We start from the raw sequence: 22,785 nt of genomic DNA, 5'->3' as shown, positions 1-22,785 counted from the left end.
AAAACTATGTTGATTCTAATCGCTGAAGACGATGAACTGATTCTAAAAACGATAGAGCACAAATTATTAAAAGAAGGGCACGAAGTGATCCTCACCCGCAATGGTAAAGATGCTATCGAAGCCCTAAAAACCAAAGAGGTAGATCTGGCTATCACAGATATTATGATGCCTTTTGCCTCCGGAATTGAAATACTTTCAGCCATCAAAACAATGGACAAGCAGATTCCGGTGATCATGCTTTCCAGTATGGGGCAGGAAGAAGTGGTGCTGAATGCTTTTGACCTCGGAGCTGCCGATTTTATAGTAAAACCATTCAGTCCCAATGAATTGATATTAAGAATAAAAAGATTTTCAAAATAAACTACAGCCATGTTTCTCACTACTTCTGTGCATTTTCTATTTCTCGTATTTCTGGGAATGCTTTCCTTAGTACTTTTACTGATCATAGCCGTACTCATTTACAGCTTTTATCAGTATAGAGAATCCCTCCATACTTTCAGATGGTCAGAAATAATCAATAAAAGAATCTCAGAAGTGATTGTGTATGGTGAAGAAACCTCTGCAGGCCATAATTTTTCAACAGTATCCGGAAATTCTCTATTCAGAAATTTATTCCTTCAGAAACTGGCAGAATCCGAGAAGAAATTTTCCGGGGCAGCACAGCATAAACTCAGAGACCTTTTCAAGGAATATAGTCTTCAGGAAGAAGCATTACAAAAACTGAATCAGAAAAAGATACATTTAATTGCAGGAGGCATACAGGAGCTTACGGCAATGAATGTAGAAGAATCACTGCCAAAGATTTCTACATTTTTAGCACATCCTTCAGCACAGGTGTACCAGGAAGCACAATATGCAATGGTTCATTTCAAAGGATTTGAAGGACTTCATTTCCTGAAGAGCATTTCCACAAAAATATCAGAATGGCAGCAGCTTCGTCTGCTTATTTCGGTCACCAGTATTCCTGAGAATTCCAGCAATAGTATTAAAAGCTGGGTTGAAAGTTCAAATGATTCAGTGGTCATTTTTACCCTTAAACTGTTAAGAAAATTTCAGGTATTACCACTTTATCCTACAGTTATTGATTTGTTGGATCATCCTTCTGTTGAAGTTCGGGTACAGGCAGTACAGACACTGTTATCCCTTGAAAATTCTTCAACCGTTTCCCATCTCATGGAAATGTATCCTCATCAGCCTCTTGAAGTGCAGAAAGAAATTCTTAAAGTAATAAAGAAGTCAAAGGACCAATGCTCAGTAGATTTTCTGAAAGATCAATTGTTAAATAACACTGATTCAGGAATAAAAGTCTATGCAGCAGAAGCCCTATGCTCACTGAAAAAACAGGATTACCTGATGGAAATAGCTAAAAATGAGACTTCATCAGAAGAATTAATTCAAATCATCAAATACGCATTACAGGAAAAAGTATGTTAGAATTCTCACACATCATTTATGAAGTTGTTATCTGGGTGTTTCTGATTTACGGAACAGCAATAACCCTTATCTATGGCTGGATAGGAATCTATGCACTTGGAGCTGTACTTCGTTATAAAAAAGAAAATACATTTACAGATTACAGCATTATTGCTGCAAACCCCAATGCTCCGGTATTCAGTGTTATTGCCCCGGCCTATAATGAAGGAATGACCATTGTAGAAAATGTCCGCTCTCTGTTATCCCTTTACTATCATAATCTGGAAATTATCATTGTGAATGATGGAAGTAAGGATGACTCTATCCAAAAGCTCATTGAGGCTTATGAATTGGAATCCGTGGCTTATTTCATTCAGGGAAAAATAGAAACCAATACCGTAAGAGGAGTTTATAAAAGTAAAAATCCAGCCTTTAAAAAGCTGATCGTTGTTGATAAAGAAAACGGAGGTAAAGCCGATGCGCTGAATGTAGGAGTGAATATTTCTTCCGGTGAATATCTGGTTTGCATTGACGTAGACTGTATTCTGGAACAGGATGCGATTCTGAAACTCGCAAAACCTATGCTGGAACAGACCGATAAAAAGTACATTGCCTGCGGTGGAGTCATTCGTCTGGCCAATAACTGTGTGATAGAAAACGGTAAAATAGTAAGTGTCAACATGCCGAAAACCCTTTTGGGCAGAACCCAGGCATTAGAATACATCAGAGCTTTTGTACTTGGTCGTATGGCATGGTCCAGAGCATCAGGATTGATTCTCATCTCCGGTGCTTTCGGAGTTTTTGACAGAAAAATAGTGCTTGCTTGCGGCGGTTATGATAAAAACACGGTGGGAGAGGATATGGAGCTGGTGGTAAGAATGAGAAAGTACATGGAAGAAAAGAATGAACCTTACGAAGTGCTTACCATTCCGGATCCTTTATGCTGGACAGAAGTTCCTGAATCCAAAGATATTCTCAGAAAGCAACGCAACAGATGGATGCGCGGAACGATGGAAACCCTCTGGAAACACAGAAAGATGATGTTCAATCCGAAATACGGAAAATTAGGAATGGTCAGTCTTCCTTACTGGTTCTTTTTTGAATTTTTGGGTCCGTTAGTTGAGTTTTCAGGATATATCATCTTTATTATCTTTTTACTGCTGGGAATTATCAACTGGCCGTTCTTTACGGTTCTGTTTGCCCTCGTGATCTCAATGGGATTTCTTTATTCTATCTATTCAATATTAGTTGATCTTGTAAGCCATCAGGTTTATACCAAAAGAAAAGACTTCCTGGCCCTTATTGTAACGGCTTTTTCCGAACCTTTTTATTTCCATCCTATTGTGGTAAAAGCAGGAGTAAGCGGATTTATAGATTATTTCAAAAAATCTCACGGATGGGGTGAAATGACAAGACAAGGCTTCAATCAAAGCACACAGCATTTACCTTTCAAAGAAAGAATGTTTGCTATTCTTCAGTCCGGGCTTAAAAGATGGGGAATACTTGCATTGGTTTTCTTTGCATTATTTTTACTGGGAGTCACTGCAGAATGGTTATGGTACCGATATACTTTTCCAAAATTTGACACCTCACCAATTGTCGGAAACCTTTTCACAGAGAATATTTTATTTGCTCTAAGACTCACATTTTGTGTTGGAATGGCTTATCTGATGATCAATTTCATCAAAGAAGGCTGGGCAAAGACCCTTGCTATTGCAGCGTTGCTTATTGTAACCGTTACCCAGTATATTTTATTCCTGTATTTCTCAGAAACCCGCAACGTATTGGGTGCAGACCTTTTATACTACAGCAAAGAAGAGATGAAACAGATTTTACAGGCAAGCGGAATGCTTAATTTTAAGAACTTTGCCCTGCTGGGTATCTTAATTACAGTTTCACTTGTTCCTATATGGATAGCCAGTAAGAGAGGCTTAAAATCCATCTATCCGGGACTTGTATTATTTGTTTTCGGATTAGCAGCCTTTTTTATTCCATCCAATATATTAGGATCAAAAACCTTGAGTTCTGAGAATGAATTTAACCAAAATGCAGCAAAAAGTAAATGGGCTTATTTCTTTAAATCCAATGAAGATAATTTCATCAGCGATCATCCTGAACTGAATGAATTACTGGGTGAAAATGAAGACTTCACCGCCAATGCCGAAATGCTTAATAAAAATTTCCCTTTCTGGAGGAAAGAAAATACACCGGACTTTTTAGGGTCTTACTTCAATAGATCTGATAAAGTTCCCAACCTTGTTTTCCTTATCATGGAAGGTTTCGGACATGCCTATACTTCCCCGAAAGGATATATCGGTAACTTCACTCCTTACCTGGATTCGTTGTCGAACAAAGCACTGTATTGGGAAAACTCGTTAAGCTCAGCGGGAAGAACCTTTGGAGCATTGCCATCAATCACAGGATCACTTCCTTTTGGAAAGAACGGATTCCTTGAAATAGAAAAAACTCCGGAAAATTTCAATCTTTATAATATTCTGAAAGCCAATGGATTTGAAACAGGTTTTTATTATGGAGGCCATACCTCCTTTGACCGCTACCGTGAATTCCTTGAATATAGCGGGGTAGATCATATCACAGATGAAGCCTCATTCAGCAGTCCTTACCGTAAGCTTCCTGCCAATAACGGAGAAAGCTGGGGGTATGAAGATCAGGCAGTTTTTGGCAAAATGCAGCAACAACAAAAGCCGCAGGATAGACCGTATTTCAATATGATCCTTACCCTTTCAACCCATAATCCTTTCTTAATCAACAATAAAGATTATTATGAAAAGCTGTACAATCAAAGGCTGAATTCAGGTATTTTATCTTCTGAACAGAAGAACTGGGCCACAGCACACAAAGACCAGCTGATTTCGGTTCTTAATGCCGATGATGCCATAAAAGGATTCTTTGAAAGTTACAGCAAACGTCCGGATTTCAAGAATACCATTTTTGTAATTACGGGAGATCACAGTATGCCTGAAATCACGTTACAGTCCAAAATTGACAGATTCCATGTACCTTTAATGATCTATTCGCCCTTATTGAAAGAATCAAAACGTTTCTATAAAACAGTAAGCCATTTTGATATTGCTCCTTCTATTTTGGCTTATTACAGAAATAATTATAAAATCAGCACACCATCTACGGTAACATGGGTAGGAAGAGGATTTTCTCCAGATTCCGAAATCAGTAAAACGGGAATTCCAATGATGCAGAGTAAAAACCAGCTGATTGATTTTGTTTCTGAAAAGTATTATATCCATGACGGACAGCTTTTCACCCTGAAAAACATGGAAGAAGATGCCTCCAATGATAACGCAGCCCTGAATAAGATCAACAGCAGATTCAATCAGTATAAAAGCATGAATTCACAGTTTTATTCTACTAAAAAACTGATGCCGGATTCGGTAATGGTCAACTTTAAGAAAAAAGTAAACTCAAAGTTTTAAAACTTTCTGGTATAGCCTAATGTAATATCAAACTGATTACCTTTCTCACCCGGGCGGTATTCCTGGTTATAATACATGGTTCCCACAGAAAACAGATTGGAATGGTAGGAGAAGTTGTATTCACCACCTATTTTAAACGTTTTAAGCTTAAAGGTTTCATTTTCCAGAAGGTTGTTGCGATTTTCTTCCGGGCTGATCCCTGTTCCGATCTGAAAAGCAAAATAATCCTGGGCACCTTTTGTATAATACCTTACAGTTCCCGTATAAGAATGTGAAATATTCTTGCTGTCAGGAGTAATATAAGTACGCAGATTAAACCAGAAATTTTTATAATATTTCCCTACGGCAGCGGTATACATCCAGATACTGCTGCTGAAATAAAGCTGGCGGTAGCCTATTTCTGCTTCAAAACTATGGGGAAGATTGGCGTTCAGGGAAACTCCGGTACGGTACTTCGGAAACAAACCGACATCATCAGAATATCCTCCGCCAACATACAGATAGAACATCTTGGAAAGCCTTGGGTAAGCTTCCAGTTCAATTTGTGTACCTCCCTGGGCAAATTTATTGGCATAATTTCCGCGAAGAATTACAGAACCAATAGGAGTAATCCTCTTATAACTTACCCCCACAATATGCCAGTCATCATCAAACTGTTTGTCAAAATGAGAATAATTATAAACAATTCCTACTGCATTTTTAGAATTAAGTTCATTGATTCTTACCGCAAGAGCTCTTGCTTCAGTATTCTTAGGATTGATGGTCAAAAGAGTAGTTACAGCTTTATCTGCTTCCTCATAATGATCCATCCCAAAGTACACTTTCGCTTTCAGCAATAATAATGTTTCAGATTTAGGATGATAGGAGAGTCCTTTATCTAAGATTTCAATAGCTTTTGTATTCTGATCATTCCAGTATTCCAATGAAGCATAAGCCAGAAAATAATCCTCATCCTGAACCTCTCTTTTTCCAAGCTCTTCAAAGATAGCTCTTGCAGAAACCAGATCTTTGTTCCAGGTATACAGCCTTCCCAGGAAAACTGAAATATCTGTATAATTAGGAGCTTTTTCCAATGCCTCTTTAGCGAGAGCAATAGATGCAGGATAATCTTTCTGTTCAAAAGCAGTGTTTCGTGCCTTAACGAATAATTCATCAGCCGATAAATTCTGCTGACTATACATTGTGATGGGGAAAAGTAATGCAAATAAAAAGGTCGAATATCTTTTCATTGAAAGTTTAATTATTAATGAACTTCTGGTATCACAAATATATTGAACTTTTACATCACAACCCAGAGATTATTCGTCAAAACATATATTTTTTAGATTATTTTTCAATTAAATAACCCATAAAAAGCAGTTATGATGGAATAATTATTGCCGTAATTAAAAATATGTGATTTCTTTAAAAAATTCCATCATGAAAATAGCCACTTATAATGTTAATGGAGTCAACGGACGCCTGCCTGTCTTACTAAAATGGCTTAAAGAAGCCTCGCCGGATATTGTCTGTCTTCAGGAATTAAAAGCGCCTCAGGAACGTTTTCCGGTGGAAGAAATTAACAAAGCAGGTTATGAGGCTATCTGGAATGGACAAAAAAGCTGGAACGGAGTTGCTATACTCGCGAAAAACAAAGAAATTACGGAGGTACAAAGATCTTTACCCGGAGATCCCGAAGATATTCAAAGCCGTTATATTGAAGCGATCATTGATAAAATGGTAATCTGCTGTCTCTACCTCCCGAATGGCAATCCTTATCCCGGACCAAAATTCGATTATAAATTATCCTGGATTAAACGTTTTAAAAGAAGAACCAGCCAACTTATTACAATGGAACTTCCCGCTGTCCTTATCGGAGATTTTAATATCATTCCGGAATCCATTGATGTATACAAACCTGAACGCTGGGAAAATGATGCCCTGTACAGAATAGAGGTAAGAAAAGCTTACAAAGACCTTCAGAAAAAAGGATGGCTTGATTCAATGCGAAGTCTTTATCCTGAAGAAAAAATATATACCTTCTGGGATTACTTATATAAAGCTTACGATAGGGATGCAGGCATTAGGCTGGACCATATTTTACTGAGTCCTTATCTCCAGAAACGGCTGCAGTCTGGTGGAGTAGACAGCCATGTACGCGGATGGGAAAAAAGCAGCGATCATACTCCGGTATGGATTGAGCTCGCGGACGAATTGTAACTCAAGAAAACAAGATCATATATAGTCTATACTCCCGGTTTATAAAATCAGGAGTATACTATATAATAAGGTTGATTGAATATTAAGACTGTTTACGGCGGCGGCCGGAAACCTTTTTATCAAGATCCCTGATATCCTGTCTCAGCTCACGGAACATTTCTTTAAAATTATAGCTTTCATAGTCTCCAGGCTCAAAATCCTCCGGAAATATTCCTGAAGCATACTGCCAGATTTCTACAACTTCTTCAAACGGAATCTCATAAGGCTCATAAAAAGAGTTGTCAGCACTTACACAGATTGCATTTTCTTTTCTTTCCTTAAAACGTTTATAGGTAATACCATCATTCAACGTAACGAAAACATAGGTTTTCCCTTGTTTCAAATCATTGATTCCTTCCACATATTTTCCTACAATATAGGAACCGCTTCTGAATGGAGGCATAGAATCCCCATCTGCAGGAAATGCTCTGTATTTTCCGTTGGTAAGAAAGGGAAGAGCAATACGCTGAAGACTCTCAATATAATCTACATCACTGTAACCTTCCAGATATCCCATAGAAGCTTTTTGAGGAATAATTTCTATTGTATCATTTCCTTGCGCATCTACCGCTACCGGAAGAACAATTCTGTTATCAGGAAGTTTCAGCATATCATCCATAGGATATTTCTGAATATCTACCGACAGCATAAGATCAATACTTACATGAAAATATTTGGAGATTTTTACAAGCAGTTCGATAGGAGGTTCAGATATTCCGTTCTCATATTTTGAATACCGGACTCTGGAGATCATCAGTTCATCGGCTACATTTTGTTGGGAGAGCTTTCTCTTAGCTCTTAAGAAGCGTATATTATTTGAAAAAATTGACATTGATAAAAATATGTAAGCAAAAATACAAAATTTGAATGCGCCACCAACCACCGGAGCAGGTTTTACTATAAGATATAAGGAAATTTGACTGATCTCCTCTCCATTTTTACCAAAACGAGGAAATTTTCATACCCAAATATTCAATTTTCTCATGTCAAAAGGTGATTTCTAAACAAATATAGAAGGCTTTGCATAGGTTAAATAATAATCATTAATAAACGAAATTTAGTACCGAAATAATAACTCTAAATTTCACAAATTGAGTTATTATTTTTAACATTTAGTAAATCAATCACATATAAGTGAAAACCATATTTTTATTAAAATACATATATATTAATGAAATATTAAATAATAAAAACATATACTTAATTTATTGAAAATAATTTGCAATTGTAATATTATTATTCATATATTCGTGATGTAATAATCATATAAAATTATAGTTATGAAAAACTTAAAAAAATTAGACAGAAACGAACTAAAAACTATTTCAGGTAACGGATTATTAGATCCAATCGGCGGACTTCTAGGTGGACTAGGAGGAGTAGTTGGTGGAGTAGTAGGAGGTGTTGGAACTATCGTTGGTGGTGTAGTTACTGGCGTAGGATCTACAGTTGGTGGCGTATTAGGCGGTGTAAGCACTGTTGTAACTAACGCTTTATGCCAGACACAATGTGTTGTAAATGGTGTAATCCACATCAAATTACTTGAGTGTGGTTCTACTTGCTAGTCAGTAAGTATTACATGTAAAAAAATCAGACCGCTCTTTTCAGAGCGGTTTTTTTATGCCTCAAAATGAGCAGTTAATAAAATCAAACAATACACAGTTCAAAACATATACAGCTAAATGTTATTCATTTATGACAATATATTTTATTTCTCATGATTTCAAAAAAAGTATATTTGGAACTAGTCACCAGCCTAAATATTTATAAATGAAACTTATTAAAACAATACTCTTCATTTTATGGAGTATTCCTTGTTTTTCACAAACAAATACGGAAAAATATATTAGTGATGATGGTATATCGGTTGAAAAACCTGATGGTATCAAAACGTATAATGAAATTTATAACAGCGATAATATCATGAAGAAATTTACTTATTTCTATCAGAATATAAAGGGAGAAAAATTTCTAATAAAAAAAGGTAAGGAAATTATGCAGCCCGAAGGTTATAGTATTGCCGATTGGGAATTTGTGGAGATCGGTAAACAAGATAACGAAATCATAAATCATTTAATGTTAAAACCTAAGTTAGGAAATCCATTTGAAAGAATTGATCCTAACTATAACCAAACTGCCATAGAATACGAATATGTGATGGCTAACAGCAAATTTATGAGCACAGAAGAAACTGGGGCAATTGAGAACGAAATGAATGTCTGGATACATCCGCCAAGAAATAATTTTTTTGAAATTCTAGAAATTAACCCTTTTCCTTATATCAAGGCACCTTATCAAATAGGAACAAAATGGAATTGGAGACCATTGGTCAGACAAAAGATGGCTTGAATGGAAAGGGAATATTGAAAATCAATACACTTATGAAATAAAGGACAAGAAAAATATTTTAACAAAGTTGAGAAATTTAGAATGCTATATTGTTCATGCAATAGCCAATAGCAGAATTGGCAAAACTGAACTCATTTCTTACTTCAATCCCAAATTTGGTTTTGTAAAACTTGAATACACCAACATTGACAATACAAAAACCGTTCTTGAATTAGAGAAAGTAGAATAAGTTAACTAAAACAGAGTTCTTATCTTTGTTGGAAATGTTAACAAAATTGCATATATTCTATAAACAACTAAGAATTAAGAATCAATGACAGAGAAATTTTCAACAATAAACAGTACACTTTCACCCACTGGACTTGGACGACTTATTCAACGAAAGTATGGACTTACCGACAAAACGGAATGCAGCATATTTCGACTGGCTATGAATCATTTATATATTGTTCATGATGGCGAAAACCAATATGTTTTTAGAGTTTACACCCACAATTGGCGAACTCAATTAGAAATTGAAGAAGAATTAAGACTTTTAATTCTTTTAAAAGAAGCAGGTAAACAGGTTGCTTTTCCAATAGCTGATAAATCGAACAAATTCATTCAAGAAATTGAAGCTCCGGAAGGGACAAGATTTGGTGTTTTGTTTTCATTTGCTAAGGGTATAAAAACAGCAAAATTCTCACCCGAAACAAGCTTTCTGATAGGACAGGCATTAGCAAAAGTTCATCAATCCACAGAAAATATTGAACTGAAGAGAATGTCCTATAATGCTCAAAACCTTCTTAAGAAACCTGTTGTAAGAATAAAAGAATTCTATAGTAAAAATAGCAGCGAAATTGAATTTTTAGAAACCCTTTCTGCTTTTTTAACGCTAAAAATGGAAAATATTGACCAACAGAAAATGAGATATGGAACTGTTCATCTTGACGTTTGGTTTGACAATTTGCACATTGATAATGAAAAAGAAATAACATTTTTTGACTTTGATTTTTGTGGCAACGGCTATTTATGCTTTGACATTTCTTATTTCATGTTTCAGTTATTGTCAACCCATTTGAACGAAGAGGAATATCAGGTAAAGGCAGATAGCTTCATAAAAGGATATGAGACTGTAACTAAAATAAGTAATGAAGAAAAAAAGTTTTTACCTTACGCATGTTTAGCAATCATGACCTATTATATCAGTGTTCAGTGTGACAGATTTGATTATTGGACCAATATTTTCCTAAATGAAGATCATTTAAAAAGAACGGTGGGGAATTTAAAGCGATGGATGGCTTACCAAAAAATTGAGGTTAAATAATGACAGAAAAATATATGCAATAAATGACGATAAAATGTGATTGAAGTCAAGTTAGAAAAAGTAATTTAAAAATTAGAAAGTAAATGTGAAAAGACTTATTTTTATCTAGCATTTTAATCCTAAAAATCTATTTGAAAATCTAGAAAGGAATATCAAATAAAGCAACAATATAAAATAACAATTATGAAAAAAACAATTACTTTTTTTACTATTCTTTTAGCGATAGTAAATATTCAAGCTCAAGAAGATATTAATTTATTGACATACGAAAACACTCAGGATATTAATTTTTTTAACACTATTAAAAGTGGTGCTCAGGTTAAGGAATATGTAACAACGGGTAAAAATAGTGTGAAGGTGGGTGACACTTTAATATTAGGAACTCCGACTTCTGAAGAACTGAATACAAGAACTTACTCAGGGAGTTATGGAAATAAAGCAAGAGGGGGTATTGCACAATCAAGAAGTACTTCCAAAAAAACTTATGAATTTATACAAATGGGAAGACCTGCTGGATTTGGAAGTATTATGTCTGCTATGGGTGGTGAAGCACAGAATATGGCAGATAACAGCTTAAAAAATACTAAAGTTATTGTCAGAGAGATAAAAACATATCACAGAGGTAGTAAAAATAAACCTTTGTATGTAGTTATGGTTTTGGGAGAAATAAATGATAGAGCTTTTGGAATAAATAAATATTTAAGCGTCATGGATACGGAATTAGGGATTGAATCTGGTGAAATACTTTTAAAAAACAGAAAAATGACCAGAGATGAAGCGATTGCAAAATTAAAAGAAGCAAAAGAACTAGTGGAAATTGATATGATGACCAAAGAAAAGTTTGATGAATTAAAAAAAGAACTTGCACCGATTATTAACAATAATAACTAGTAATAATAATTATTACTAGAGGTTTAGAAATGATGAAGATTTATAGAAACAGCTTGCGTTATTAGTGCAAAAAGTAATAGCGAAATCTTATAAGCGATAACACTATGAATTATAAGATCATTTTGAGTTTTGAAACTAAAAGAATATTCAATTTAACATAATATAAATTATAGGATATTTATTATAATCCTGGAAGAGAGTACTAAGGACTCCAGAATCCCTTATTTTTATCATTTTCCTTTTAAATATTCTTTAACTGTTTCTAAGAACTCTTCCTTGGTCATAAACCGATCCAGAAAATCTTGCAGCCTTCCTTCGTTTTCAATCTCCTGAAAATAAACTTCATGATCTGTACTGTACACCACAGGATTTTCCTGGTCAGGATCTGTTGTGCAGACAAAAAAATGATCAGGATAACCGTAAAAATAAAATAGGCAAATAAATTCCATTTCAGAGCCTTCTACAATTTCTTTTACTTCATGCTCATCTATAAGGCCGTCCAATTCTTCGTAATCCTCTGTACCTTTCTTAAACGGCGTGAAAAACCAATCTCTCAGAAAATATTGACCATACGGTAATTCATGGTCAGAAAAATAATGTTCTAATAAATTCTTGTAAAAACCTTCCTGATCATTATGATATACGGTTTTATATTTTTCATAATACTCATCTATTCCGTAAACATCCCAATCTCTGTCATAAAGATGATGTCCAAATTTAATACTCCGCCAGTTCTCGGCAAAATTTTTGTCAATACTTACAGCGTCTATATTTCCTCCTAACTCTTTGATTTTATTCACAATACTCTCAGTCATATTCCTATAATTTATTTTTTTGCAATATATTATGTTAAATTGAAGCAATTAAGAACTCTCTCTGATCTTAAAATTACAAAATCTTGCCACATGACAGCTTTTATGATCATGAAACTCAATACCTTTATCCTAACCAAAAAATAAAATAGTATGAAACCTAAAATGATCTGGGCTAATCTGGCTGTAGCCGACCTTGAACGCACACAGAAATTTTATACTGAGCTGGGATTCAAGCCCAATAATCCGCACACTTCTAATGAATTGGTAAGCTTTTTTGTAGGTGAAAATGAATTTATTATTCACTTTTTCTTAAAAAACATCATAGAAAGGAACTTAAAAACAATGAAATTTGGAGATCCTCAAAGTTTCAATGAGATCATCTTTACCCTTTCTGCAACAAGTAAACAACAGGTAAATGAATGGGCTCAAGAGGTTAAAAATGCCGATGGAACTATTGTTTCAGAACCTGAAAGTTTTGGAGAAAATTATTACGGTTTTGTATTTGCAGACCCTGATGGACACAAATTTAATGTTTTTTATATGTAACCATTTGAAATATTTTTCTCTATATTTGACATTCAACAGATACATATGAACCGATCGAACTGTCTGCCTCCTCCGGCACCTTAATATTTTCAAATTAATTTGAAGTGTACTTATGTTGTTAACTAATTAACAACAAGATTATTTATGCTTCTAATTCTAACAAAAAAATTAATTCAAATCTTTTACAGTTCATTATCTAATGAAAAAATCATATTTATTATTGCATCTGGCCGTAGTACTGGCTGGCTTTACAGGGGTATTCGGAAAATTAATATCACTTAACGAAGGGCTTTTAACCTGGTACAGAGTTCTGTTTTCTTGTATTATTCTGTTTTTTATCCTGAAAATATTTAAAATTCCAAATACGACTTCAGGAAAAGAAAAACTGAAAATCGCTCAGGCAGGACTTCTTATTACTTTACATTGGGTACTTTTCTATGCAAGTATCAAATATTCCAATATATCAATTGGAGTTGTATGCTATTGTCTCACCAGCTTTTTTACAGCTTTATTGAAACCAGTTATTGACAAACAGAAATTCAAGCTATCAGAATTGGGACTCAGTACTTTGACACTTCTGGGAATCAGTCTCATCTTCCATTTCGATGCATCTTATCAAGTGGGAATTATTCTAGGGGTATTCTCTTCTGCAGTTGCTGCGCTTTATACTATTTATAATGAACGTCTGGTTCAGCGTTTTGACAGTATTATTATCAACTATTACCAGATGCTTGCCGGTACTGTATGCCTCGGAGCAATTTTGCCCATTTACCTCCTCTATTTCAAGGCAGATAGCATAGTTCCTGACTTAAAAAACACGGCTTATTTGGGGCTATTAGCACTTTTTTGTACTGTAGGACTTTATGTGATATTTGCAGAAGTTTTAAAGAAAATTCCAGCCTTTACGGTTAACTTAACCTTCAATCTGGAGCCGGTATATGCTATTATTATTGCTTTTTTATTTTTCGATGAAAGCAAAGAAGTTAATCTTTCGTTTTATATAGGATTGGCATTTATTATTGCTTCTGTAGTTTTGCAGACATTGATTTCGATGAAGAAAGCAAAATAATAAAGTAATCTAAATCATTTTATTTAAACAAAAACCGGACACTCAAATTAACTTTAAGTGTCCGATTTTATCTGTAATAAGCTGAAAAACACTACTTATTCATTCCCAAGCTATTATATAACTGCACCTGCCATATTCCCATAATCTCTTTAAGCATTACAAAAGTAAATGCTGCATTATAGCTGTTGGGAAAAACCGTTATTTCAGTATCTATAAAATCTGATACCTGCGGAATAGGTTTTAAGCCAAATATCTGAAACAGAGAAACAGATCTTTTCATATGAAAACCCGAAGTAACCAGATACACACTTGTAGGAGCCAGCTTCTTTATAATCGGACTTGAGAATTTTGCATTTTGATACGTATTCATGCTTTTATCCTCCTTAATAATATCAGCATCTGATACTCCCATTTTTTTAAAGTTATCACTGAATAATTCCGCTTCACTTGTATGTCCACTTCCCTTTCCGGAAATTACTATTTTACAAGGCGTATTGTTTTTCTTGAATTCATGATACAATTGATAGGCTGTAACAACTCTGGAATAAGACATCGTATGCAGTTTTTCTGTATTGTTAATATCTACAACTCCGCCTCCTAATACGACAATCACAGGATTCTGAGAAGCTGTATTCTTTATCTCAGAAGTATGGGTATAACTATTCTGCAGATATCCTGAGGCTAATTTACCCAGAAAACCATTTCCTATAAAGATGATGATTAAAACTAACGATATACCAATTCCTATTCTCAGATTTTTGCTTTTCCTTTTCCTTTTCAACAGCGCGATTATAACTACCGCAAGAAGTAATAAGAAATAAGGTTCTGCAAAAAGCTGTAAAACACGAAATAAAAAGTCTAGTAAAAATTTCATCTATGATAATATTGATTAATGTATAGAAAACACCGGACTGCAAAGGTAAGTATTTTCCTGAGGACTGTTTTTCTCAATACATTTTCAAGAATTTATTTGAAGGATTATAAGATGAAAATTTAAGATTTTCACAAAAAACTTAGGTATACTTATTATGCATAAAGCCTGGCTTAAAAAAACTTAAGTATTTAAAACTTTTGCACCTTTTGCGGTTAAAAATTATCAATATAAAAAATTTTGAGCTTTAATTTTATAATGAGAACAATTCCGTTTAATTTATCTTTCCGTTTACACAATTATTTTATACATTTGCAGTCATTAGACAACACACTTTTTAGTGTGCTAATAAAAATAACAAACCTACCCAATTGAAAAAGCAGAAAAGCATCACCATTTTTATGACCGTAATCCATATATTTTTGGACAGACATTTTTGTAAAGAAAAAACAAAAAATCCTTCTTAAATTCTAAGAAGTGGTCGGAACCTTAAACAGACAAAAACAAGATTGATATTCAATCTGTTCAATAACATCCGTCAGGAAGAAAAGAACTACTCGACTTTTCTTAGATAGATGATTATTTCCTTCTACAATAGCATTCTCGTAACGGCATATATTTCGGCCGCAAGCGGCCGAAACTATCCAACACCTTAATCTGGCAAGTTCACTTGCCCACTCTTAGCTCCCTAAAATAAAGCACCTCATCACATAAAACTTTGCGTTTTAAAAAAAAAATTCTCCCAATATCACGCAAATATCACAAATTAGTATACTCTAAAAACCCTCCAGGAAGTCATCAAAATCCGTCAACATACCTATAATTCATAACTCACTACCTCTTTTTCTAAAATAATCTGATTTTTGCTGACCGTCACCAGCACTTTATCTCCCGGCTCAAAACCACAATCCTGCAGCCACTTCCCTGCCATTCTGATCTCCGGAAAGAAAACTATTCTCCTGTAGGCTCTCTCAAATCCTTTATGGAAAACCGTAAGGTTACGATAGGTAATTATTTTATATTTACCCCGAATACTAATCATCTTTTTCATCTTTGTATTTTTCAGCAAATCAAGAAATAATTGCGGGGATATTATAGTTAAGAGAAGTATTTTTTATTCAGGAAGAGGAATATTTTAGAATATCATTTATTTTAAAAAGGAGCATTATTTTTTTGTTCTAAAGCTTTATATTTGTTATTATGAGTTACACAGATATGCAAAATAAAAAAATACACCAAGGTAGAAATATAAAGCGTTTCCGTGAAATGCTGGGCATCAAACAGGAAGCATTGGCTTTTGAGCTGGGTGATGACTGGAACCAGAAAAAAGTTTCCCTTTTAGAGCAAAAAGAAACCGTAGAATCTGATATTCTGGCACAAGTAGCACAAATTTTGAAAGTTCCCACAGAAGCGATTGAGAATTTTGATGAGGAGAATGCAATAAATATTATTTCTAACACCGCTTCTTTTGATAATTGTCAACAACCTGCCTTTTTTAATAATCAACCTACTTTTAATCCTCTTGATAAAATGGTTGAGCTTTATGAGCGTATGCTTGAACAGCAGAGGGAGATGATTGAGAAGTTAGAGAGGTTGATTGGGGGGGGAATAAATTAAAAGTATCCGCAAAATTCATATACATAATACAATGAAAGGAATTGAAGCTGAATTTTCTTTTTTTAAAGCTGGGCAGGGTTCGTTTTATGGTGGCCGGATATGGTATCGTGAAATTAACAAGATATTTACAGTTGTTTATGATTGTGGAACAAGTAGATTTATTTCAGGAAATAATCAATCTTTAAATAATGAAATAGATTATCTAAAACATAATCCATATTATCATGAACATAATAATGAGATTGAATTACTGTTTATATCTCATTTAGATTATGATCATGTATCTGGTTTAAAACGTCTATTGAGGGAGTTTAATGTAAAAAATATTATCTTGCCATATATTGAAAAACAGGATAGGCAATTTTTTTTAATTTCAATTTATGGTGATGATTCTGATGGTGGTATGTCTTTAGAAGATTATGCTTCCTTTATTGACAATCCTTCTTTATTTATTATACAAAATAGTGAGGGCACTAAAATCTATTTTATCAACCCTGACACCTCAGAAAAAACTGACTACCAAGGTTATGATGATAATGATAGCCAATCTAATTATGTTTATCCTCGAGGAACTCGTATTGATGCAAACATTGAAGAGCTTTCTATGCAAAATGTTCTCCTTTATGAGAATAATTTGCAGTTTTTTATTAAGCGAGATTGGGAGTTTACAACTTACGTTAAAAACATAAATCAAACTGCTATTAATAATTTGCATAATTGCCTAAGAAAAGAATTAAGAAAAAATATAGGGGATAATTTATCTCTTGATGATTTAAAAGAAATCATAATAAAAAAAAGAAAAGCAGCTCATGATTGCTATACTAGTTGTATCGGAGAAATCAATTCTCATGGACTTGTATTACTACATGGCCCAATTCGTTATGATAATTTATATGTTAGAACTTATTCTAATTGTGATTTAAAACATTATTACGAGTATTACCACTATCCTAGAATATTTCAATATATTGGAAGTAAAAGTCAAATGCTTTTAGGAACTCTTTTATTTGGTGATACTTCTATAAAACCTGATAACAACCCAATTAATTTCCCCCAAGCATTTAAAAATAAATTAGTTAATGTTCACATAGTTCAAGTGCCTCATCATGGTTCTTCTGAAAATTGGGATTTTGAAGAGTTTCAAGCATTAAATATTGGTGATAACATTCATCGTTGGAGAAATTCCATTACTACTGTATGCAATTTTGGTTATGGGAATACCTATGGTCATCCATCACACAACGTTCTACACGACCTTAGTTCTACAATTTTCTTAAATTCTCAATTTTCAAGATTGAATATTCAATACATATTTTAATTAATAATTGAACAGTTTTTTCAAAAAAAACTTGCGTAGCTAAATAACTACACATATATTTGTAGTCAAATAACTACACGATGAATTTAAGAAGAGATGTATTTCAAGCGATAGCAGATCCTACGAGACGATCTATATTGATGTTGGTGGCGGCACAGTCGATGACAGCGGGAGCTATTGCTTCTAATTTTGATACGGCGAGACCTACCGTTTCAAAGCATCTCCAGATCCTTACAGAATGCGAACTGCTAAGATCTGAACAAAACGGCCGCGAAATAATCTATCACCTAAATCCCAATAAAATGAAAGAAATAGCCGATTTTATAGAACCCTTCTGCAAAATGTGGGACGAGAAATTCAACAAGCTGGAAAGTGTAATGAAAGCGTACCAAAATAAAAATACGTGATGCGAGATACGGGTTATCGAGATTCATGGTGCGGGTTTTGGGATGTGCAGGATAAATGAATTGCAGTTTAAAATCTCAAAATCCTCACCCACAAAATAACTCGAATCTCTTAACCCGAAACGCGTAACACGCATCGAACCCTAAAACTCTCCTACTCTAATACACTAACACACACCAAAACTCAAAATATGGAACTTAAAACAAAAATTCACGCAGAAGACGGAAAACAGGAAATTTTCATCACCAGAGAATTTGATCTTCCGGTAGAACTCCTTTTCAAAGCGTATACAGAAGCTGAACTTTTCGAACAATGGATGGGCACCAAAGTGACAAAATTTGAAAACAAACAACACGGAAGTTATCGCTTTGAAACCTCCAATCCACAAGGTGACGTAGTTTTCAGCGCCAATGGAACCATTCACGAAGTGATAGATAATGAGAAAATAATAAGAACTTTTCAGATGGAAAACACTCCTTTTCCTGTTCAGATGGAATTTTTAGAATTTGAAAAAATCACGGATACCACAAGCAAAATCACAATCCAGACGATCTATAAATCTGTAGATTTCAGAGACCAGATGCTGAAATTACCATTCGCTCAGGGAATCAATATGGCTCATAACCGTTTACAGGAGTTGTTAGGTAGCAGGTAGCAGATAATAGGTTATAGGAAATACTTAAATCAAAATATGCGGGATGCGAGCTTCGAGATTTATATCCCACCCAAAACCCCAACTCTCCCACTCTAATACTCACAAACCCTCAAATATAAAACACCATGAATCCAAAAGTGAATTTCTTCTTTGATAAAAGCCAGCAATGGCACAAAGAATTTGAAAAATTAAGAACAATTGCTCTAAGCACAGACCTTGTAGAAGACCTAAAATGGGGCTGTCCCTGTTATACCTATGAAGGGAAAAATATTTTCCTGATCCACGGTTTTAAAGAATATTGTGCAATCCTTTTCTTTAAAGGAGCTTTGATGAAAGATCCGGATAAAATTCTGATCCATCAATCTAAAAATGTACAGGCTGCAAGACAGGTTCGTTTTACAGACGTAGAGCAAATCAATGATTTGGAAGCTATTCTTCGCAATTATATGTTTGAAGCCGTTGAAATTGAAGAATCAGGGGCTAAAGTTGAAATGAAAAAAACTAAAGAGTTTGAAATAGCTGAAGAGTTTCAAAATAAACTTGATCAGGATCCTGCATTACAAGAGGCTTTTAAAGCATTAACTCCCGGAAGACAAAGAGCCTATCTACTCCACTTTTCCTCTGCCAAACAGTCTAAAACCCGTGAAGCCCGCATTGAAAAATGCATTCCACAAATCATGGACGGAATAGGATTAAACGATTCACTATAAAAAATAAATCATGAACACACCACAACAATCACAAAAAAGAACAAAGATCATCTATTGGGTATTTACACTTTGGATGGCTCTGGGAATGGTTTCCACCGCAATTGTACAGCTGATAAAAAGTAAAGATGAACTGCTCAATTTCACCAATTTGGGGTATCCTTCTTACCTGATGACCATTATCGGAATATGGAAAATCCTAGGCGTTATTGCCATTCTGATTCCAAAACGTCTGCTATTAAAAGAATGGGCTTATGCAGGATTTTTCTTTGTCATGTCAGGAGCTGTAGTTTCCCATCTTATCGTGGGTGATACAGCAGGAAGAACCTTTCCGGCAGTATTATTATTGGCCCTGGTCATTATTTCCTGGTATTTCAGACCTGCAGACAGAAAAATTACCATTATTGATTAATCTTTAGATAAAAAACACAGAAATTTTATCGAAGATAAAATCCTCGCGCCTTAAAAAAACTCTTATTTGCAAAACTTGCGTCTTTGCGATTCTCCAACACTACAAACCAATTCAATCAATAATAAAACAAAATTTGATATGAAAAAGAAACTGACCCCAGAACAAACCAACGAACTTTTACAAACATTAAAAGCCCGTTTTGAAAAAAACATGAACCGTCATAAGGATCTGAAATGGGAAAAAATCCACCAAAAACTGGAAGCCAACCCTGAAAAAATCTGGTCTTTATACGAAATGGAAACTACAGAAGGTGAACCCGACATCATAGATTACAATAAGAAAACAGATGAATATTCTTTCGTTGACTGTTCTCCGGAAAGCCCGAAACGCAGAAGCCTTTGCTATGATTACCCAGCCTGGGATGCCAGAAAAGCCAACAAACCGGAAAGCAACGCCATCGACAAAGCTAAAGAAATGGGTATTGAACTTTTAACAGAGGAACAATACCGCAGCCTTCAGGAACTTGGAAAGTTCGATCAAAAGACCTCAAGCTGGATAAAAACGCCATCACAGGTAAGAGAACTTGGAGGCGCTCTCTTCTGTGACAGACGATACAACACCGTATTCACCTACCACAATGGTGCAGATTCTTATTATGCAGCAAGAGGGTTTAGAGGAATACTAAAAATATAAGAAGAATTATCTTTATCAGAATACATTAGGAATCTCTCAACCAGGGAGATTCCACACTCCAGAAGATAATTTTTACGCCAAGATAGTTTTCAGCATATTCTACAAATTCTTCTTTGGTAAAGGGCTTTTTCGTTTTCGGATTTGTATAAGTGAGAGTCGGTTCCTGAACCGCCATAGCGACTAAAGGCAGCTTTCCCTTGTATTGATTAAAAAAAGGATAAGAGTTTTTCATCTGGCCTTTTTTATTCGGAACAATATCTGGCCCTCCCAGCCCTATATTATTTTTATAAGCAAAATCAAACAGCCTGGACATATATTGATGGTCATTGTTCCATTCACAGGGAAAGAAATTGACATATTGCAGTACATTGGATTGATGGAAAGCATTTCTCGCAAACTTCAGATTTTCCAGTTCAGCCTGAAAATAACGGTCACAGCTAAAACCTGTTTTATCTGCTTTCATTTCTATATCTATTGATGTTTCGGGAAGATTAATCCCTTGAATTTTGCCATCAAACTTCTGTGCCAGCGCTCCTATCAACTTCTGAAATCGCTCCCGGACAGCAGGATTCCATTGTTGGGTAACCCATCCGCTTCCAACAGGTTTATTTTCTCCCGGATTATCATATTGAGGAACCAATCCTCCTGCATACTCTTTATCATTCAACACATAATCAGGAACATATCTGGCCTGTGGCTCAAAAAACCTGTCCTGAAGCTGGATAAATAATTTTCTATTGATAGAAGTTAAATAGTCCAAGTCTTTTTCAATCACAGAAAAATCATACACATCTTTTGAGGTTTCCAAAGCTCTCCAGTTGTAAACAATCTGCACTCCTCCGATATCCTGACGGGTAATCATTTTTTCTATTTTCCTAAGGTCTCCTGAAGAAGTATAAATATAATTCTGAGGGGTCTGAGCCGATATAAAATGTAAACCGAGCATAAACAATCCCAGCCCTAGCGCTTTAGTCATCTTTTTCATTAAAATCAATTTTGCATAGTCAATCATTTTCCGTGCCTAAATCCGTTTAATACCAGAGACCATGGTAGAAACTGAGTATAGTGATAGAGAAATAAGGATTAATTAAATAGATCAACCCCTATTAAATTACTATTTTTTCTTAAAATTTCTTTTCTGGATATTAATTCTCACCATAAAATCATTATCTCTTCATATCCTATTTTTAATATAAAAGTAGGGCCTACTATACAGAAACGTTATTGAATATAGGTTTGCGAAGTTTTGCAAATATCAAGGTAACGATTTGGTAATGGTGTACATTTCACTTGATTTCAAAGAATTGCCTTCATAACTCTATAGTATAAAATTACGAAATTTATAAAAACTGTGAGCCATTAACGGAAAGTAAGGATCTCCCAAAAATTCACGTGCCATGAAGATTAAATCCGCATCACCGTTAATTAATATCTTTTCTGCTTGCTGGGCAGAAGTAATTAAACCTACAGTCCCTACCGCAATCGCATCATTTACAGATCGTTTTATCTTACTTGCTAATGGAAGTTGATATCCGGATCCTACAGGTATTTTTGCACCAGGAATCGTTCCCCCTGTAGACACATCAACAATATCTATCCCTGCTTCTGCCAGTTTCTCACTTAACCATACTGAATCTTCAGATGTCCACCCACCCTCTGTCCAATCGGTAGCAGAAATACGTACCGTTATTGGGAGCTCTGCACCCCAGACATCGTTAACTTTTTTAATAGTTTCAAAAAGCATCTTTGCACGATTTCCGCCGTAATTGTCAGTGCGCTGATTTGTAAGTGGTGAAAGAAACTCATTAAGTAGGTAACCATGTGCACTGTGGATTTCTATCAGCTGAAATCTAGCGTCCAAGGCTCTTTTCGATGCATCAACAAAGCACTGCTGAATGGCTTCAATTTCAATAAGATCCATTTATTAAAAATACTCGAAGTATTTTAGAATATGCACAAAATATGTACGAATCAATTTATTCAGATATTTTTCAGACATCTTTATCGAACCTTCTTTATGATGAAAGA

25 protein-coding genes are annotated in these 22,785 nt (G+C 34.8%); 18 read left to right on the top strand and 7 right to left on the bottom strand.

The genetic code is table 11. The features are described from left to right. Window positions 1-6 precede the first annotated feature (6 nt). Genes GFU89_RS03000 through GFU89_RS02990 form a run of 3 tightly spaced genes read left to right on the top strand, consistent with a single transcriptional unit; the run spans window position 7 to window position 4,865 of the window. Complete coding sequence (locus GFU89_RS03000; RefSeq protein WP_318845726.1) at window positions 7-360, top strand: response regulator; 354 nt, start codon at window positions 7-9, stop codon at window positions 358-360. A 9-nt stretch (window positions 361-369) separates the two neighbouring features. Further along, a complete protein-coding gene (locus GFU89_RS02995) occupies window positions 370-1,434 on the top strand; it encodes a HEAT repeat domain-containing protein (protein WP_318845725.1) in 1,065 nt (354 codons plus the stop codon). Continuing rightward, entirely contained in the window at window positions 1,428-4,865 is a 3,438-nt protein-coding gene (locus GFU89_RS02990) for a sulfatase-like hydrolase/transferase (RefSeq protein WP_318845724.1), read from the top strand. Before GFU89_RS02995 ends, GFU89_RS02990 begins: the two co-directional genes overlap by 7 nt. Here the strand turns inward: GFU89_RS02990 and GFU89_RS02985 are convergent. Next, on the bottom strand, window positions 4,862-6,094 hold the full coding sequence (locus GFU89_RS02985) for a YaiO family outer membrane beta-barrel protein (RefSeq protein WP_318845723.1): 1,233 nt from the start codon (window positions 6,092-6,094) through the stop codon (window positions 4,862-4,864). The genes GFU89_RS02990 and GFU89_RS02985 overlap by 4 nt on opposite strands. Window positions 6,095-6,284: 190 nt before the next feature. On the opposite strand from GFU89_RS02985, the gene xth reads away from it, so the two are divergent. Next, entirely contained in the window at window positions 6,285-7,064 is a 780-nt protein-coding gene (gene xth / locus GFU89_RS02980; protein WP_318845722.1) for an exodeoxyribonuclease III, read from the top strand. Between the two features lie 82 nt (window positions 7,065-7,146). Here xth and GFU89_RS02975 read toward each other — a convergent pair whose 3' ends face one another. Beyond that, entirely contained in the window at window positions 7,147-7,935 is a 789-nt protein-coding gene (locus GFU89_RS02975; RefSeq protein WP_318845721.1) for a LexA family transcriptional regulator, read from the bottom strand. A gap of 448 nt (window positions 7,936-8,383) precedes the next feature. Here GFU89_RS02975 and GFU89_RS02970 point away from each other — a divergent pair, with 448 nt between their 5' ends. The 5 genes from GFU89_RS02970 to GFU89_RS02950 all read left to right on the top strand — a co-directional run bounded on the left by GFU89_RS02970 (window position 8,384) and on the right by GFU89_RS02950 (window position 11,649). After that, window positions 8,384-8,668: a bacteriocin-like protein gene (locus GFU89_RS02970; protein ID WP_318845720.1), complete on the top strand. Its 285-nt coding sequence runs from the start codon at window positions 8,384-8,386 to the stop codon at window positions 8,666-8,668. Window positions 8,669-8,873: 205 nt separating this feature from the next. Beyond that, a complete protein-coding gene (locus tag GFU89_RS02965; protein WP_318845719.1) occupies window positions 8,874-9,452 on the top strand; it encodes a hypothetical protein in 579 nt (192 codons plus the stop codon). Between the two features lie 67 nt (window positions 9,453-9,519). Next, window positions 9,520-9,681, top strand: a complete 162-nt coding sequence (locus tag GFU89_RS02960) for a hypothetical protein (RefSeq protein WP_318845718.1) — start codon at window positions 9,520-9,522, stop codon at window positions 9,679-9,681. An 84-nt stretch (window positions 9,682-9,765) separates the two neighbouring features. After that, complete coding sequence (locus tag GFU89_RS02955; protein ID WP_318845717.1) at window positions 9,766-10,758, top strand: phosphotransferase; 993 nt, start codon at window positions 9,766-9,768, stop codon at window positions 10,756-10,758. 183 nt (window positions 10,759-10,941) lie between these two features. Beyond that, window positions 10,942-11,649: a hypothetical protein gene (locus GFU89_RS02950; RefSeq protein WP_318845716.1), complete on the top strand. Its 708-nt coding sequence runs from the start codon at window positions 10,942-10,944 to the stop codon at window positions 11,647-11,649. A gap of 230 nt (window positions 11,650-11,879) precedes the next feature. Here the strand turns inward: GFU89_RS02950 and GFU89_RS02945 are convergent, their stop codons facing one another. Continuing rightward, window positions 11,880-12,464, bottom strand: coding sequence for a hypothetical protein (locus tag GFU89_RS02945; protein WP_318845715.1), 585 nt, complete (start codon window positions 12,462-12,464; stop codon window positions 11,880-11,882). A gap of 150 nt (window positions 12,465-12,614) precedes the next feature. Here GFU89_RS02945 and GFU89_RS02940 point away from each other — a divergent pair, with 150 nt between their 5' ends. Next, the gene (locus GFU89_RS02940) at window positions 12,615-13,010 is read left to right on the top strand and encodes a VOC family protein (protein ID WP_318845714.1); all 396 of its coding nucleotides are present in this window, start codon (window positions 12,615-12,617) and stop codon (window positions 13,008-13,010) included. A 199-nt stretch (window positions 13,011-13,209) separates the two neighbouring features. Further along, complete coding sequence (locus GFU89_RS02935) at window positions 13,210-14,079, top strand: DMT family transporter (RefSeq protein ID WP_318845713.1); 870 nt, start codon at window positions 13,210-13,212, stop codon at window positions 14,077-14,079. A gap of 91 nt (window positions 14,080-14,170) precedes the next feature. Here GFU89_RS02935 and GFU89_RS02930 read toward each other — a convergent pair whose 3' ends face one another. After that, window positions 14,171-14,953 carry a YdcF family protein gene (locus GFU89_RS02930; RefSeq protein ID WP_318845712.1) on the bottom strand — a complete coding sequence of 261 codons (783 nt, stop codon included), beginning with the start codon at window positions 14,951-14,953 and terminating at the stop codon, window positions 14,171-14,173. 814 nt (window positions 14,954-15,767) lie between these two features. Next, window positions 15,768-16,001 (bottom strand): SymE family type I addiction module toxin, encoded by a 234-nt coding sequence (locus GFU89_RS02925; protein WP_309432918.1) that lies wholly within the window; start codon window positions 15,999-16,001, stop codon window positions 15,768-15,770. Window positions 16,002-16,150: 149 nt separating this feature from the next. Here GFU89_RS02925 and GFU89_RS02920 point away from each other — a divergent pair, with 149 nt between their 5' ends. From GFU89_RS02920 to GFU89_RS02890, 7 genes are all read left to right on the top strand, one after another. Further along, window positions 16,151-16,567, top strand: coding sequence for a helix-turn-helix transcriptional regulator (locus GFU89_RS02920; RefSeq protein WP_318845711.1), 417 nt, complete (start codon window positions 16,151-16,153; stop codon window positions 16,565-16,567). Window positions 16,568-16,598: 31 nt separating this feature from the next. After that, window positions 16,599-17,885 (top strand): MBL fold metallo-hydrolase, encoded by a 1,287-nt coding sequence (locus GFU89_RS02915; protein WP_318845710.1) that lies wholly within the window; start codon window positions 16,599-16,601, stop codon window positions 17,883-17,885. A gap of 80 nt (window positions 17,886-17,965) precedes the next feature. After that, window positions 17,966-18,292: a metalloregulator ArsR/SmtB family transcription factor gene (locus GFU89_RS02910; RefSeq protein WP_318845709.1), complete on the top strand. Its 327-nt coding sequence runs from the start codon at window positions 17,966-17,968 to the stop codon at window positions 18,290-18,292. Between the two features lie 188 nt (window positions 18,293-18,480). Beyond that, on the top strand, window positions 18,481-18,945 hold the full coding sequence (locus tag GFU89_RS02905; protein WP_318845708.1) for an SRPBCC domain-containing protein: 465 nt from the start codon (window positions 18,481-18,483) through the stop codon (window positions 18,943-18,945). 125 nt (window positions 18,946-19,070) lie between these two features. Further along, window positions 19,071-19,655, top strand: a complete 585-nt coding sequence (locus tag GFU89_RS02900) for a YdeI/OmpD-associated family protein (RefSeq protein WP_318845707.1) — start codon at window positions 19,071-19,073, stop codon at window positions 19,653-19,655. A 10-nt stretch (window positions 19,656-19,665) separates the two neighbouring features. Continuing rightward, window positions 19,666-20,064 (top strand): DoxX family protein, encoded by a 399-nt coding sequence (locus GFU89_RS02895; RefSeq protein WP_318845706.1) that lies wholly within the window; start codon window positions 19,666-19,668, stop codon window positions 20,062-20,064. 138 nt (window positions 20,065-20,202) lie between these two features. Beyond that, window positions 20,203-20,757: a DUF4256 domain-containing protein gene (locus GFU89_RS02890; protein WP_318845705.1), complete on the top strand. Its 555-nt coding sequence runs from the start codon at window positions 20,203-20,205 to the stop codon at window positions 20,755-20,757. A gap of 25 nt (window positions 20,758-20,782) precedes the next feature. Here the strand turns inward: GFU89_RS02890 and GFU89_RS02885 are convergent, their stop codons facing one another. Beyond that, window positions 20,783-21,742 carry a hypothetical protein gene (locus GFU89_RS02885; protein ID WP_318845704.1) on the bottom strand — a complete coding sequence of 320 codons (960 nt, stop codon included), beginning with the start codon at window positions 21,740-21,742 and terminating at the stop codon, window positions 20,783-20,785. 333 nt (window positions 21,743-22,075) lie between these two features. Next, entirely contained in the window at window positions 22,076-22,678 is a 603-nt protein-coding gene (locus GFU89_RS02880) for a hypothetical protein (RefSeq protein WP_318845703.1), read from the bottom strand. Window positions 22,679-22,785: the final 107 nt, after the last annotated feature.

It is taken from the genome of Chryseobacterium sp. JV558 (assembly GCF_033712365.1).
In the GTDB taxonomy this organism is placed as follows: domain Bacteria; phylum Bacteroidota; class Bacteroidia; order Flavobacteriales; family Weeksellaceae; genus Chryseobacterium.
The sequence above is the reverse complement of the archived record's forward strand: the minus strand, read 5'-3'. Positions and strand labels throughout refer to the sequence as shown.

Bases quoted from the DNA above. Each gene is read 5' to 3' on its own strand.
- GFU89_RS03000 (WP_318845726.1), top strand. From the start codon at position 7: ATGTTGATTCTAATCGCTGAAGACGATGAACTGATTCTAAAAACGATA.
- GFU89_RS02995 (WP_318845725.1), top strand. From the start codon at position 370: ATGTTTCTCACTACTTCTGTGCATTTTCTATTTCTCGTATTTCTGGGA.
- GFU89_RS02990 (WP_318845724.1), top strand. From the start codon at position 1,428: ATGTTAGAATTCTCACACATCATTTATGAAGTTGTTATCTGGGTGTTT.
- GFU89_RS02985 (WP_318845723.1), bottom strand. From the start codon at position 6,094: ATGAAAAGATATTCGACCTTTTTATTTGCATTACTTTTCCCCATCACA.
- xth (WP_318845722.1), top strand. From the start codon at position 6,285: ATGAAAATAGCCACTTATAATGTTAATGGAGTCAACGGACGCCTGCCT.
- GFU89_RS02975 (WP_318845721.1), bottom strand. From the start codon at position 7,935: ATGTCAATTTTTTCAAATAATATACGCTTCTTAAGAGCTAAGAGAAAG.
- GFU89_RS02970 (WP_318845720.1), top strand. From the start codon at position 8,384: ATGAAAAACTTAAAAAAATTAGACAGAAACGAACTAAAAACTATTTCA.
- GFU89_RS02965 (WP_318845719.1), top strand. From the start codon at position 8,874: ATGAAACTTATTAAAACAATACTCTTCATTTTATGGAGTATTCCTTGT.
- GFU89_RS02955 (WP_318845717.1), top strand. From the start codon at position 9,766: ATGACAGAGAAATTTTCAACAATAAACAGTACACTTTCACCCACTGGA.
- GFU89_RS02950 (WP_318845716.1), top strand. From the start codon at position 10,942: ATGAAAAAAACAATTACTTTTTTTACTATTCTTTTAGCGATAGTAAAT.
- GFU89_RS02945 (WP_318845715.1), bottom strand. From the start codon at position 12,464: ATGACTGAGAGTATTGTGAATAAAATCAAAGAGTTAGGAGGAAATATA.
- GFU89_RS02940 (WP_318845714.1), top strand. From the start codon at position 12,615: ATGAAACCTAAAATGATCTGGGCTAATCTGGCTGTAGCCGACCTTGAA.
- GFU89_RS02935 (WP_318845713.1), top strand. From the start codon at position 13,210: ATGAAAAAATCATATTTATTATTGCATCTGGCCGTAGTACTGGCTGGC.
- GFU89_RS02930 (WP_318845712.1), bottom strand. From the start codon at position 14,953: ATGAAATTTTTACTAGACTTTTTATTTCGTGTTTTACAGCTTTTTGCA.
- GFU89_RS02925 (WP_309432918.1), bottom strand. From the start codon at position 16,001: ATGAAAAAGATGATTAGTATTCGGGGTAAATATAAAATAATTACCTAT.
- GFU89_RS02920 (WP_318845711.1), top strand. From the start codon at position 16,151: ATGAGTTACACAGATATGCAAAATAAAAAAATACACCAAGGTAGAAAT.
- GFU89_RS02915 (WP_318845710.1), top strand. From the start codon at position 16,599: ATGAAAGGAATTGAAGCTGAATTTTCTTTTTTTAAAGCTGGGCAGGGT.
- GFU89_RS02910 (WP_318845709.1), top strand. From the start codon at position 17,966: ATGAATTTAAGAAGAGATGTATTTCAAGCGATAGCAGATCCTACGAGA.
- GFU89_RS02905 (WP_318845708.1), top strand. From the start codon at position 18,481: ATGGAACTTAAAACAAAAATTCACGCAGAAGACGGAAAACAGGAAATT.
- GFU89_RS02900 (WP_318845707.1), top strand. From the start codon at position 19,071: ATGAATCCAAAAGTGAATTTCTTCTTTGATAAAAGCCAGCAATGGCAC.
- GFU89_RS02895 (WP_318845706.1), top strand. From the start codon at position 19,666: ATGAACACACCACAACAATCACAAAAAAGAACAAAGATCATCTATTGG.
- GFU89_RS02890 (WP_318845705.1), top strand. From the start codon at position 20,203: ATGAAAAAGAAACTGACCCCAGAACAAACCAACGAACTTTTACAAACA.
- GFU89_RS02885 (WP_318845704.1), bottom strand. From the start codon at position 21,742: ATGAAAAAGATGACTAAAGCGCTAGGGCTGGGATTGTTTATGCTCGGT.
- GFU89_RS02880 (WP_318845703.1), bottom strand. From the start codon at position 22,678: ATGGATCTTATTGAAATTGAAGCCATTCAGCAGTGCTTTGTTGATGCA.